Annotated in this window: 11 protein-coding genes; 4 read left to right on the forward strand and 7 right to left on the reverse strand. The window is 50.3% G+C overall.

All coding sequences use genetic code 11. From position 1 onward, the window contains the following. Positions 1–77 precede the first annotated feature (77 nt). The 4 genes from cdd to metG form a co-directional block, all read right to left on the reverse strand. Positions 78–968: a cytidine deaminase gene (gene cdd, locus IBT46_RS12645; RefSeq protein WP_200545955.1), complete on the reverse strand. Its 891-nt coding sequence runs from the start codon at positions 966–968 to the stop codon at positions 78–80. A 127-nt stretch (positions 969–1,095) separates the two neighbouring features. Next, on the reverse strand, positions 1,096–1,788 hold the full coding sequence (locus IBT46_RS12650; RefSeq protein WP_200545956.1) for a CidB/LrgB family autolysis modulator: 693 nt from the start codon (positions 1,786–1,788) through the stop codon (positions 1,096–1,098). Then, positions 1,781–2,176, reverse strand: a complete 396-nt coding sequence (locus IBT46_RS12655; protein WP_200545957.1) for a CidA/LrgA family protein — start codon at positions 2,174–2,176, stop codon at positions 1,781–1,783. The genes IBT46_RS12650 and IBT46_RS12655 overlap by 8 nt, the downstream gene beginning before the upstream one ends. Before the next feature lie 124 nt (positions 2,177–2,300). Continuing rightward, entirely contained in the window at positions 2,301–4,334 is a 2,034-nt protein-coding gene (metG, locus tag IBT46_RS12660) for a methionine--tRNA ligase (RefSeq protein WP_200545958.1), read from the reverse strand. 183 nt (positions 4,335–4,517) lie between these two features. Here metG and apbC point away from each other — a divergent pair, with 183 nt between their 5' ends. After that, positions 4,518–5,618, forward strand: coding sequence for an iron-sulfur cluster carrier protein ApbC (apbC, locus tag IBT46_RS12665; RefSeq protein ID WP_200545959.1), 1,101 nt, complete (start codon positions 4,518–4,520; stop codon positions 5,616–5,618). Between the two features lie 39 nt (positions 5,619–5,657). On the opposite strand, the gene IBT46_RS12670 is transcribed toward apbC, so the two are convergent. The 3 genes from IBT46_RS12670 to IBT46_RS12680 form a co-directional block, all read right to left on the reverse strand. Beyond that, positions 5,658–5,906, reverse strand: coding sequence for a hypothetical protein (locus tag IBT46_RS12670; protein WP_200545960.1), 249 nt, complete (start codon positions 5,904–5,906; stop codon positions 5,658–5,660). 36 nt (positions 5,907–5,942) lie between these two features. After that, complete coding sequence (locus tag IBT46_RS12675) at positions 5,943–6,560, reverse strand: trimeric intracellular cation channel family protein (RefSeq protein ID WP_200545961.1); 618 nt, start codon at positions 6,558–6,560, stop codon at positions 5,943–5,945. A 118-nt stretch (positions 6,561–6,678) separates the two neighbouring features. Further along, complete coding sequence (locus IBT46_RS12680; RefSeq protein WP_200545962.1) at positions 6,679–7,101, reverse strand: GNAT family N-acetyltransferase; 423 nt, start codon at positions 7,099–7,101, stop codon at positions 6,679–6,681. Between the two features lie 1,694 nt (positions 7,102–8,795). Here IBT46_RS12680 and IBT46_RS12685 point away from each other — a divergent pair. From IBT46_RS12685 to IBT46_RS12695, 3 genes are read left to right on the forward strand one after another with little or no spacing between them, the layout of a single operon-like run. Further along, complete coding sequence (locus IBT46_RS12685) at positions 8,796–9,932, forward strand: polysaccharide export protein (protein WP_200545963.1); 1,137 nt, start codon at positions 8,796–8,798, stop codon at positions 9,930–9,932. Between the two features lie 2 nt (positions 9,933–9,934). Continuing rightward, the gene (locus IBT46_RS12690; RefSeq protein WP_200545964.1) at positions 9,935–10,369 is read left to right on the forward strand and encodes a protein tyrosine phosphatase; all 435 of its coding nucleotides are present in this window, start codon (positions 9,935–9,937) and stop codon (positions 10,367–10,369) included. A 16-nt stretch (positions 10,370–10,385) separates the two neighbouring features. After that, positions 10,386–12,548, forward strand: a complete 2,163-nt coding sequence (locus IBT46_RS12695) for a polysaccharide biosynthesis tyrosine autokinase (RefSeq protein ID WP_200545965.1) — start codon at positions 10,386–10,388, stop codon at positions 12,546–12,548. Positions 12,549–12,598 lie beyond the last annotated feature (50 nt).

Below are 12,598 nucleotides of genomic sequence, written 5' to 3' on the forward strand. Positions count from 1 at the left end.
TAAATCATCTGAAAATACAGCTTTTGTTAACAAGTAATAACAAAAGCTGCGATCTTTCTCGTATTGCGGGCTGATTTTTACGGTTTTACCAGGGGAATAACCGAGAATTCAGTACAGCCCAGTGCGCTGAGGGTGGCGACGGTGGCGGACCGCTGGCTGAGTTTCGCCTCTGGCGCTTCGGCCAGTACCGCGCGGGAAATATCGCTGCTGGCGTATCCGGCAAGATTCAGCAGATTCAGCGCGCCCTGCAGCGGCGGCAGAGTGGGGTTAAAGGCGGCATTTTCCGCATAGCGCCCGGCAAAGATCGTGCCGTCGGTCGTTTCCAGCGCTACGCCGCTCCATGCCTGGCTGTACGGCGCATGGCTGCTGTTGGCCGCCGCCAGTGCCGCCTGTTCCAGCGCATCGCCCCGGATCGCCACGCCGTGATCGACGTTATCCATTAGCAGGGTGGTAATGTTCAGATCGCGCGGGCCGAACGAATCCGGCAGATAGTCGCCCAGCGTGGCCGCCGCGCGGCCCGGCAGCTCGATAGTCAGCGCCGTGCCGCTGTTCAGCTCGTTCATAAACTGGCGGCAGTGACCGCAGGGGGTGTAGTTGACCGTGATCGCTTCAAGCGCGCGTTCCCCCCGGAGCCAGGCGTGGGTCACTGCGCTCTGCTCGGCGTGCACCGTTTGCTGCATGGTGGTGCCGCTGAATTCCATATTGGCCCCGAACCACAGCGTGCCGCTGGCACCGCGTGCGATGGCACCGACTTTAAAATCGGACAGCGCGGCCTGTGCGCAGGCTGCGGCCAGCGGCAGCAGGGCAAAGGCCAGTTCGCTGTCGTTATAGCCACACTGCTTTTTCAATATTGCCGCTTCATCGGCGCTGATGCGGGCAGAAAACGCCGCAGAAGAAATAATCGGCCGAATGGCATGCTGTAATGGCTCGGGAAGCGTGGCGAAGGCTGCCAGGAATCTTGGATGCATTTTAGGCCTCTTTATGCTGGATGCAGGCTCATGTTAACGAGCCGGCAGCCAGTTATATGTGATCTGCATCTCTCTGTCAGTGTAATAAATGAAATTGATAAACAAAATGCGAGATCTCTCGCAAGTTTTACCCCAGCCAGTGCAGCAGTACGGGAAAAATAAACGGTGCCAGTAGTGAGGTAATAATGGCGCACAGCACCAGCGCCAGCGAACTGAACGCCCCTTCCTGCGCATCCATCTCTACCGCGCGGGCGGTGCCAATTGCGTGCGAGGCATTACCAATCGCCAGCCCACGGGCGGAGGCGGCACGCACCCGCAGCAGATTCAGCAGCATATGGCCAAACACCGCGCCCAGCACCCCGGCCATCAGCACGCAGATTGCGCTAATCGCCGGTATCCCACCCAGCGAGCCGGACACCGCCATAGCAATTGGCGTGGTCACTGATTTCGGCAACAGGGTTGCGGCGATCTCGGGTGTGGCACCGAGCCACAGGGCAATGGCAGTCCCGGAGATCATCGCGGTGATACTGCCGATAAAGCAGACGCTGATAATCGACTTCCAGCGGGCGCGGATCTGATGCATTTGCTCATACAGCGGCAGCGCAAGGGCGACCACGGCGGGCTGCAACAGGCTGTTCAGGATGGCGCTGCCCTGGAAATAGCGGGTATAGGGGATTTGCAGCAGCAGCAGCAGTGGAATAATCACCGCCATAGCAATCAGCAGGGGATTCACAATAGAAATCTTCACCCGTGCGGCAAGCTGACGCGCCGCCAGAAACACCACGACCGTTAACGGAATGGACCACCACATATCACTCATCGCGTTCCCCCTCAGGTGCCAGCGGCTGGCGGTGCATACGCTGTGAAAGAACACCCACGGTCACCAGCACAATCAGCGTGCTGACCAGGCAGGAAACCACAATCGGGCCAAACTGCGCGGTGAGAATATCCATATCGTTCATCACACCGACGCTAATCGGCACGAACAGCAGCGCCATATAGCGGATAAACAGGCTACAGCCGGGCCTGACCCACTCAACGGGAAGGATTTGCGTAGCCAGCAGGGCGAACAGCACCAGCATGCCGATAATACTGCCGGGAATGGTGACGGGAAGCAGGCTGGAAATGCCGATACCCACATACAGGCAGAGGTAAATAATGAAAAAGGCGCGGATAAACTGCCACAGAATCAGCGGGGCGCGGCGCATGATAACCTCCTGAATTTAGGAATGTTAATCATACGATTAATTGAGTTGATGCGCTACCCGGGCGGGCAATCGCAGAAATAACAAAGGGGCGAACGGTTTTCCGTTCGCCCCTGTTAAGAACGGCTTACTTAACCTGCTGACCAGGCTGTGCGCCGCTGTCCGGACTGAGCAGGAAGATATCCTTACCGCCAGGGCCTGCGGCCATCACCATCCCTTCGGAAACGCCGAAGCGCATTTTGCGTGGCGCGAGGTTCGCCACCATCACCGTCAGGCGACCGACCAGTACCGCCGGGTCCGGATAGGCTGCACGAATACCGGAGAACACCTGGCGGCTTTCACCGCCCAAATCCAGCGACAGGCGCAGCAGCTTGTCGGAGCCGTCAACGAATTCCGCATTCTGGATCAGCGCAATACGCATATCCACTTTGGCGAAGTCGTCAAAGGTAATGGTGTCCTGAATCGGGTCGTCGGCCAGCGGACCGGTTACCGCCGGTTTCGCGGCGGCAGCGGCTTCCTCTTTCGACGCTTCAATCAGGCCGTTAACTTTATCCATTTCAACGCGGTTATACAGCGCCTTGAAGGCCGCAATATTGTGGCTCAGCAGCGGCTGGTGGATGCCTTCCCAGCTCAGTTCCTGATTAAGGAACGCTTCCACGCGATCGCTCAGCTGCGGCAGCACCGGCTTCAGCCAGGTCATCAGCACGCGGAACAGGTTAATGCCCATTGAGCAGATGGCCTGCAGATCGGCATCGCGGCCTTCCTGCTTCGCCACTACCCACGGAGCCTGCTCGTCGACGTAGCGGTTGGCCACGTCGGCCAGTGCCATAATCTCACGGATCGCACGGCCGAACTCGCGGCTGGCCCAGGCTTCGCCAATGCTTTCTGACGCATCGGTAAAGGTTTTATACAGCGCCGGGTCCGCCAGTTCGGCAGAGAGCTGGCCGCCAAAACGCTTATTGATAAAGCCGGCGTTGCGCGAGGCCAGGTTAACCACTTTATTGACGATATCCGCATTCACGCGCTGCACGTAATCTTCCAGATTCAGGTCGATATCGTCGATGCGGGAAGAGAGTTTCGCCGCGTAGTAGTAGCGCAGGCTGTCGGAATCCAGATGCTGCAGCCAGGTGCTGGCCTTAATAAAGGTGCCGCGCGATTTGGACATCTTCGCGCCGTTAACCGTCACATAGCCGTGCACGAACAGGTTGGTCGGCTTACGGAAGTTGCTGCCTTCCAGCATCGCCGGCCAGAACAGGCTGTGGAAATAGACGATATCTTTACCGATAAAGTGGTAGAGATCCGCGTCAGAGTCGGTCTTCCAGAACGCATCGAAGTCGATATCGCCGCGTTTATCGCACAGGTTCTTAAACGCGCCCATATAGCCGATAGGCGCATCCAGCCAGACGTAGAAATATTTGCCCGGCGCACCAGGAATTTCAAAGCCGAAGTAAGGTGCATCGCGGGAGATATCCCACTGCTGCAGGCCAGACTCGAACCATTCCTGCATCTTATTAGCAACCTGCTCCTGCAGCGCGCCGGAACGGGTCCAGGCCTGCAGCATGGCGCTGAATTCCGGCAGATCGAAGAAGAAGTGCTCGGAATCACGCAGTACCGGTGTAGCGCCGGAAACCACCGACTTCGGATCGATCAGCTCGGTTGGGCTGTAGGTGGCGCTGCACACTTCGCAGTTGTCGCCATACTGATCCGGAGCCTTACATTTCGGGCAGGTGCCTTTAACGAAGCGGTCCGGCAGGAACATGCCTTTTTCCGGATCGTAAAGCTGGGAAATGGTCCGGTTTTTGATAAAACCGTTCTCTTTCAGGCGCGTGTAGATCAGCTCGGACAGCTCACGGTTCTCTTCGCTGTGCGTTGAGTGATAGTTGTCGTAGCTGATATCGAAACCGGCAAAGTCGGTCTGATGTTCCTGACTCATTTCGGCGATCATCTGCTCCGGTGCGATGCCCAGCTGCTGAGCTTTCAGCATAATCGGCGTACCGTGTGCGTCATCGGCGCAGATGAAGTAAACCTGGTTGCCGCGCATTCGCTGGTAACGGACCCAAATATCTGCCTGGATATGCTCGAGCATGTGTCCGAGATGAATGGAACCGTTGGCGTACGGCAGGGCGCACGTTACCATAATTTTTTTCGCGACTTGAGTCATAGTGAGACTTGCTTTACCTGTTGAAAAAGGGGTTTAGATGGTAACCGAAAGCCACTCCCTGCGTAAACAAGGGGTTCATCCACAGGGGGATTTTTACGGCCCCGCTTCCCCGGGGCAGGGCGGGATCTGATATGCTTAGCGCTATAACGCATTCTTTATTACAGACCAGAACAAGGAGCCGGGATGACGTCACAAGCGAAGCCCGAAGCGCTGCGCGCAATCGTCATGGGGGTGCTGGCCACCTTTGAGCATCCAACCCTGCAGCACAATCTTACCGTGCTGAAGGCACTTCGACACTGCGCATTAATAGACCACACACTGCACATCGAACTGACTCTGCCGTTTGCCTGGCAGAGCGCATTTGAAACGCTGAAATCGACCGTTAGCGCCGAACTGCTGCGCCTCAGCGGTGCCTCAGCCATCAGCTGGCGGCTGTCGCTAAATGTCGCCACCCTGCAACGGGTGAAAAACCGCCCCGGGGTGAACGGCGTGAAAAACATCATCGCCGTCAGCTCCGGCAAGGGCGGGGTAGGGAAGTCCACCACGGCGGTTAACCTGGCGCTGGCGCTGGCCGCCGAGGGCGCGAAGGTCGGCCTGCTGGATGCGGACATCTACGGCCCGTCGATCCCGGATATGCTGGGCACCGAAGCGCAGCGCCCCAGCTCGCCGGACGGCAAGCATATGGCACCGATTATCGCCCACGGCCTGGCGACCAACTCTATCGGCTATCTGGTGACCGACGATAACGCCATGGTGTGGCGCGGCCCGATGGCCAGCAAAGCGCTGATGCAGCTGCTAAACGAAACGCTGTGGCCAGATCTGGACTACCTGGTGCTGGATATGCCGCCGGGAACCGGTGACATTCAGCTGACGCTGGCGCAGAACGTGCCGGTGACCGGGGCGGTGGTGGTCACCACGCCGCAGGACATTGCGCTGATTGATGCCCGTAAAGGGATTGTGATGTTCGAGAAGGTGAACGTGCCGGTACTGGGCATTGTTGAGAACATGAGCATTCATATCTGCAGCCAGTGCGGCCACCACGAGCCGATCTTCGGCACCGGTGGGGCAGAGCGCCTGGCAGAGCAGTATCACACCCGGCTGCTTGGCCAGCTGCCGCTGCATATCAGCCTGCGGGAAGATTTGGACGACGGCGAACCGACGGTCGTGCGCAGGCCGGACAGCGAGTTCACCACGCTCTATCGCCAGCTGGCCGGTAGCGTTGCTGCGCGTCTTTACTGGCAGGGTGAAGTGATACCGGAAGATATTTCCTTCCGCGCGGTTTAAACAGGTCGCCGTTAACGGGCGGGCATCATCGCCCGGCCGTTACGCCAGGCGCACGTGCCGCTGCTGGAAGCCGTCCACCATCGAATAGTCAAAATCTATTTTTCCGGCGTCAAACAGCTCAAGAATCAGCGTGAAATCGTTGTCGGGCGACACGTTGCAGCGGTGATTGAGCAGCGTATCCTGCATGATAAAATTCCGGTCGCCACGGGCGATACGCTGCAAATACTGCAACATGCTATAGGCATTTTTACTGATGCCTGTCCGTTCGTTAAGGGGTCTGCTGGTCATCGTCTTTACTGGCGTGATCTTATTGCGAAAGGGGTATTATAGTCCGTTATGTTTAATGGACGGCAAGCCGATTTTATATTTCGACGCCACCAGCCGCAGCAGAGTGCAGATGATAATCGCCGCCCAGGTGCTGTAGATGTGCGGGACCCACCCGGCCGAACCGTTTATTTCTATTGCTGCACCGATTAACGCTGCGCTGGCGTAGATATCCTGGCTGAAGATGGTTGGCGGCTTACCGATCATCAGGTCACGCAAACACCCTCCACCAACGGCGCTGACGCATCCCAGGAGTATAGACAGCTCAACATTTTGCGTATGCTGCCAGGTTTTATTGGCACCAAACGCGGCAAAAAATCCCAGCCCCAGCGCATCAAAAAACAGCGTGGCACGTTCAAATGAAAGGATGAGACGTTGAAAAAACGCCACGCAGATGACCGCTGCGACAATCACCAGCAAATAGCTGAGGCTGACCAGGCCAGCCGGCGGTAACGTGCCGATGCAGATATCGCGCATGACGCCGCCTCCGATGGCAGTAACCGCCGTCAGTACGAACACGCCAAAAATATCAAAATCCTCTCTTACCCCAGCGGTAGCACCGCTCAGGGCAAAAGCAAAAGTCCCTATCAGATCGATAGTGTGAAAAATATTCAGCATGCCAAACATCCCTTGTCTGCATGAACCAAAATGGAGTGATAAGCCGGGGAGTCATAAGCGGTAAAATGATGTGTGCAACGCCGCACCCTTCCTGTGCCATAAGTTGCGGTATCAACCGTTAAAGCACAAAGTGCATTAAAAGATACTCACCCTGTTCGCTTTCTCCCTGTGCCACCGTTCGCCATCCATGTTTCTTATAGAAGCTTTGCGCCTGTAAATTCTCGGCCAGACACTTCAACGCGCCGGTCGAGGTAAACGAGCGTTGTACCGCCTGTAAAAGTGCGCTTCCCGCACCGCTTCCCTGCCACTCCGGGTCCACAAACAGGCTGTGCAGGAAGTTATCCTGCTCAAGTACGGCGGCAAAACCTACACGATGACCATCCAGTTCCGCCACAAGGATACGTTCACCCAGCGTGGCATGGTCAAAATCCTCTAAACGCCAGTCGCTATCGTCCAGCCAGGTCCAGCTGTGCCTGCGAGCAGCAAGAAACAGCGTACGCAGGAAAGGACGATCGGCCTCAGTGTAGGGACGGATAATCATGATCTACAGACTCCTGAAATGAACGCGCCGGATGGCAATCGGCAGAGTGTATAGCAAAACCGGTAGCGAATACTCCGGGAAAATAACGCGCAGCAAGGGGCAGGGAGTAAGTTAATGTAGATGCTGAAAATTTAGTTTCAAGCAGAATTGTATCCGCCCTGAAAGCGTTATGGGCAAGATAATAATCTGTTTAATGGCTCTATGAAGGTAGGATTGAAGTGAGGATGGACGTGAATGACGAGGCTTTGGATTTAAATACCACGACAAAGCAGTTAAATATCGTGAAAAATAACACCGGCTGATTAATTTATATGCGTTGGGGTGTGAGTTCTACGACACCAGGTCTAATGAGAAAATTCCTATTATTTCTGCTGCTAATAATTCCTTTTGCGGCTATCAATATACCTGAGAAATTAAAACTGATTAAAAATCATATAGTTGAAATTTATTTACTAATGTTTATTAGGATTTATACCATGAATTTTCCAGCACTCAGAGCCGTCTGGAAAACGCCTGTACCAAGATATAGCACTCCCAATTGACAGATATTTACCTTAGAATAATTCCAATTCACTAGTACAACCACACCAGCCTGGAACGCGTTCGGAGGCTCTATCCGATCGCGACCTGACCGGGCGTTGAATGTGGTAAATGATTATCGCCGAGTAGCACAGTGCACTGGTAGCTGTTGAGCCAGGGGCGGTAGCCTGCCTGGACGGGTGATATTTTTTAATCAAACAGCCCGCTCGTTTTTACACCGCTACAGCAAATTTAATCATAGTGTCATCTAATTTTCGTATACCTGAAAATTTATAGTTGATATTCAGAAAAACGTGCAAAAAATTCAGATTTATTCCAGCTATAACCACTTGCAATATTTTATTTTTTAGAACTTGAGTTCATCTGGTTACCAGTTAACGGACTGATATAGCGATGCAAATATTTTATCTTGCTGATAAATAAGGTTTTTATTTTTTGGCTGTTTCAGTGCTGTCGGCTTTACATCTCAGAATAATGGCTAATTCCATATAAGGATTAAGGATAATCCGCAGCGTTTTACCCTACAAAAAGTTTAATTAAACTCCTCGCTTTAATACGGGAATGGCTTCATTCCTGACCGCAAAAAACGTAGTACGTGAAATATTTACGGTCTGTCTGAGATGTTTTCAGAGTTATCGCTCTTGCAGCCCGAAACCGAAGATAATTTTTAGCGAAAATTTGTGGTTATAAGTGGCCTCATTATCAGGCCTGAAGTAGTATTGTGCAGATTCAAACAGCACGTTTTGATACTTCTGCAAGGCCGGAATTATCAGCATCGACAACACATTTTTTACAGTGTGTACACGTAACACAGCATCCTGGGGGGATGCACAGGGGGAAATCTAAGCATATGAGAGCAACAGCAGCACCGTCTGTTCCACTTTTAGCCGGTAGAACTCTACCCGAAGCACTACACCCCTTTCACCGCAGCGGTTGCCACCGCAACGTGATACCAGGATGGGCACCCAGAATCACGGTAACTTTTCATAACGTTTTGGCTATGGTTGGTAAAGAGACCCGATAGAGCATTCACCTTCTAAGCTCAGGCTATTTATTGCTGCTGAATGCAGCAGATAAAAATGACGACTGTTAGTAATTGCGCCCTAAAACGGATACTGGCAGATAACTCTCTTATTCATTGATGATATGAACTTATGACGAAGAAATATTTGAAACTTTCGGTGGTTGCAGCAGCAATTGGGTTATTAAGTGGTTGTACCGTGATACCGGGGCAGGGCCTGAGCACTTCTGATAAGGATGTGATTAAATCCCAGGATAGCGATTTTGACGTTAGCAAAATGGTTAACGTGTTCCCGATGACGCCAAATCTGATCGACCAGCTGCGCCCGGCCCCGGTGATCTCTCGCCCTAATCCTCAGCTTGATGCCTTACTGAGCAACTATGAATACCGCATTGGCGTGGGCGACGTGCTGATGGTGACCGTATGGGATCACCCTGAGCTGACCACCCCGGCCGGCCAGTACCGCAGCGCCAGCGACACCGGTAACTGGGTTAACGCCGACGGCACCATCTTCTATCCTTATATTGGTAAGGTACAGGTTGCCGGCAAAACCCTGGCGCAGATCCGCCAGGAAATCAGCAACCGCCTGACCACCTATATTGAAAGCCCGCAGGTTGACGTCAGCATTGCGGCCTTCCGCTCACAGAAAGCGTACGTGACCGGTGAAGTGATTAAATCTGGCCAGCAGGCGATTACCAATATCCCATTAACCGTAATGGATGCAATCAATGCCGCGGGTGGCCTCGCCCCGGATGCCGACTGGCGCAACGTGGTGCTGACGCACAACGGTCAGGAATCAAAACTTTCCCTCTATGCGCTGATGCAGAAGGGCGATCTGACTCAGAACAAGATGCTGTTCCCGGGCGATATTCTTTACGTACCGCGCAATGACGATCTGAAAGTGTTCGTGATGGGCGAAGTCGGCAAGCAGTCGACCCTGAAAATGGATCGCAGCGGTATGACGCTGGCCGAAGCGCTGGGGAACTCGGAAGGTATCTCGCAGGCGATGGGGGATGCGCAGGGTGTCTTCGTGGTGCGCCAGCTGAAGGGCGATAAAAACGGTAAGATTGCCAATATCTACCAGCTAAATGCTAAAGACGCTTCGGCAATGGTACTGGGTACTGAATTCCAGCTGCAGCCTTACGATATCGTCTATGTGACTACGGCACCGATCGTTCGTTGGAACCGCGTGATTTCTCAGCTGGTACCGACCATTACTGGCGTGCATGATATGACTGAAAACGTCCGCTATATCAGGAACTGGAATTAATCATGTTTGATTCTATTCTTATTGTTTGTACTGGGAATATATGTCGCTCTCCAATAGGAGAGCGTATACTGAGGGAGCTTTTACCTAGTAGAAAAATAGATTCTGCGGGAACAGGGGCATTAGTAGGTCAAGCTGCTGATAGTAGTGCTATTGAGGTAGCATCAAAGCATGGTTTGTCTTTAGAGAACCATAAAGGGCAACAGTTTTCTTCGAGTTTAGGAAGAAAATACGATTTGATATTGGTTATGGAAAAATCGCATCTTGAAATTATAGGACGTGCAGCGCCTGAATTGAGGGGTAAAACTATGCTTTTTGCTCATTGGTTAGCTCAAAAGGAAATACCTGATCCTTACCGCAAGAGTGAGGAAGCTTTTGAATCAGTTTATAGAATGATTGAGCAGGCCGGTGCATGCTGGGCTGAAAAACTTAGAAAATAATTCTCGGGAATAATGCATGTCATCCGTAATAAATAAACCTAATGCAAATAACTCAGATGATATTGATCTGGGTAAACTAATTGGCGAATTGATTGACCATCGTAAGTTAATTATTGCAATAACTGCAATAATGACGATTCTTTCAATCATATATGTTCTTTTTTCAACACCAGTATATCAAGCTGATGCTCTGGTACAGGTTGAACAAAAGCAAGGGAATGCGATCTTAAGTAATCTGAGTCAAATGTTACCGGATAGCCAACCCCAGTCAGCTCCGGAAATCACATTACTCCAGTCTAGAATGATTCTTGGAAAAACTGTAGACGATTTGAATCTGCAAATAGTGAGTAGGCAAAAATACTTCCCAATATTTGGCTCAGGTTGGGCAAGGTTAACTGGTGCGACTCCTTCTAAAATTGATATTAATCGATTGTTTATACCAACTATAAATGGAGAAACTCAAAATCTTACTTTAACAGTTATTGATGACAAAACATTCAACGTAACAGGTACAGACTTTGAGTTTAAAGGACATGTTGGTGAGTTAATAACAGAAAAAGGCATTAGCATTCAGATAAATGGTATTGAGGCTAATGCTGGTGATGAGTTTTCAATAGACTATATCTCAAAACTTAAAGCGATAAATAATTTGAAGGAAGTATTATCAGTATCTGATCAAGGTAAAGATACTGGTATGCTGTATCTAGTTTTGACTGGTGAAGATCCTGATTTAATCTCTAGAATATTGAATAGCATCAGTAACAATTATTTGGTTCAAAATATATCAAGGCAAGCAGCGCAGGATGCAAAAAGTTTAGATTTTCTGAGCGTCCAGTTGCCTAAAGTACGTGCAGACTTAGACCATTCTGAAGATCTATTGAATCAATATAGGCGACAAAAAGATTCAGTAGATTTGTCAATGGAAGCAAAATCAGTTCTCGATCAAATTGTTAACGTTGAAAATCAACTTAATGAACTAACCTTCAGAGAGTCTGAAGTTTCTCAACTCTACACAAAAGAGCATCCGACATATAAAGCTCTTATTGAAAAAAGAGAAACTTTGAACCAAGAAAAATTAAAACTGAATAAAAAAGTTTCTTCGATGCCTGCAACACAGCAAGAAGTACTACGTCTGAGTCGAGATGTTGAGTCAGGACGAGCTGTATATATGCAGTTATTAAATAGGCAACAAGAGTTAAATATAGCCAAGTCAAGTGCGATTGGAAATGTTAGAATAATAGATCAGGCCATCACATCGCCAAAGCCCGTTAAACCAAGAAAAATAATCGTTATTGCTCTCGGTATCATTTTTGGCGGTATGCTTTCTGTAGGCTTAGTGCTTCTTAAAGTATTTTTGAGAAGAGGGATTGAATCACCAGAGCAGCTAGAGGAAATTGGTATAAATGTATATGCTAGCGTACCAGTCTCTGAAGCTTTAGAGAAACAACGATCGAGTAAGTTAAGACGTAAAAGTGTTAATGATGAGGATACTTCGTTGTTAGCAATGGAAAACCCTGCTGATCTTGCAATTGAATCAATAAGAGGTCTGAGAACAAGTTTGCATTTTGCAATGCTAGAAGCTAGGAATAATGTTTTAATGATCTCAGGTGCTAGCCCGAATGCGGGTAAAACATTTGTGAGTAGCAATCTAGCTGCAATTATTGCGCAAACTGGTAAAAAAGTATTGTTTATTGATACAGATATGCGTAAAGGCTACGTTCATAAGGTGTTTGGTTCTCATAACAAGAACGGACTTTCAGACTATTTATCTGGGGAAGTTTCTTTAGAAAAATGTATTAAAAAGGTAGCTGATGTCGGATTCGATTTTATTTCAAGAGGTACTGCTCCGCCTAATCCAGCAGAGTTGCTTATGCATTCCCGGTTCGGAGATTTATTCAAATGGGCAAGTGAAAATTATGACTTTGTGATAGTTGATACACCCCCAATACTTGCAGTTACTGATGCAGCGATTATAGGCAACTACGCAGGTACAACACTGCTTGTTGCAAGATTCGAACAAAACACACCTAAAGAACTTGAAGTGAGTGTTAAGAGGTTTGAACAAAGCGGAGTAACCATTAAAGGCTGCATATTGAATGGAGTAGTTAAAAAAGCAAGTAGCTATTATGGCTATGGCTATAGTCATTATGGATATTCATATACTGAAGATAAAAAATAAATTGAATTCAGTACCACATGGATGTGGTCAACTTTATAGCTATGAGGGGC

Origin of the sequence: Erwinia sp. S38, from assembly GCF_016624545.1 — a bacterium.
Lineage (GTDB): Bacteria > Pseudomonadota > Gammaproteobacteria > Enterobacterales > Enterobacteriaceae > Erwinia > Erwinia coffeiphila.

Coding starts and splice junctions, on each gene's coding strand:
- cdd (WP_200545955.1), bottom strand. CDS start 968: ATGCATCCAAGATTCCTGGCAGCCTTCGCCACGCTTCCCGAGCCATTA.
- IBT46_RS12650 (WP_200545956.1), bottom strand. CDS start 1,788: ATGAGTGATATGTGGTGGTCCATTCCGTTAACGGTCGTGGTGTTTCTG.
- IBT46_RS12655 (WP_200545957.1), bottom strand. CDS start 2,176: ATGCGCCGCGCCCCGCTGATTCTGTGGCAGTTTATCCGCGCCTTTTTC.
- metG (WP_200545958.1), bottom strand. CDS start 4,334: ATGACTCAAGTCGCGAAAAAAATTATGGTAACGTGCGCCCTGCCGTAC.
- apbC (WP_200545959.1), top strand. CDS start 4,518: ATGACGTCACAAGCGAAGCCCGAAGCGCTGCGCGCAATCGTCATGGGG.
- IBT46_RS12670 (WP_200545960.1), bottom strand. CDS start 5,906: ATGACCAGCAGACCCCTTAACGAACGGACAGGCATCAGTAAAAATGCC.
- IBT46_RS12675 (WP_200545961.1), bottom strand. CDS start 6,560: ATGCTGAATATTTTTCACACTATCGATCTGATAGGGACTTTTGCTTTT.
- IBT46_RS12680 (WP_200545962.1), bottom strand. CDS start 7,101: ATGATTATCCGTCCCTACACTGAGGCCGATCGTCCTTTCCTGCGTACG.
- IBT46_RS12685 (WP_200545963.1), top strand. CDS start 8,796: ATGACGAAGAAATATTTGAAACTTTCGGTGGTTGCAGCAGCAATTGGG.
- IBT46_RS12690 (WP_200545964.1), top strand. CDS start 9,935: ATGTTTGATTCTATTCTTATTGTTTGTACTGGGAATATATGTCGCTCT.
- IBT46_RS12695 (WP_200545965.1), top strand. CDS start 10,386: ATGTCATCCGTAATAAATAAACCTAATGCAAATAACTCAGATGATATT.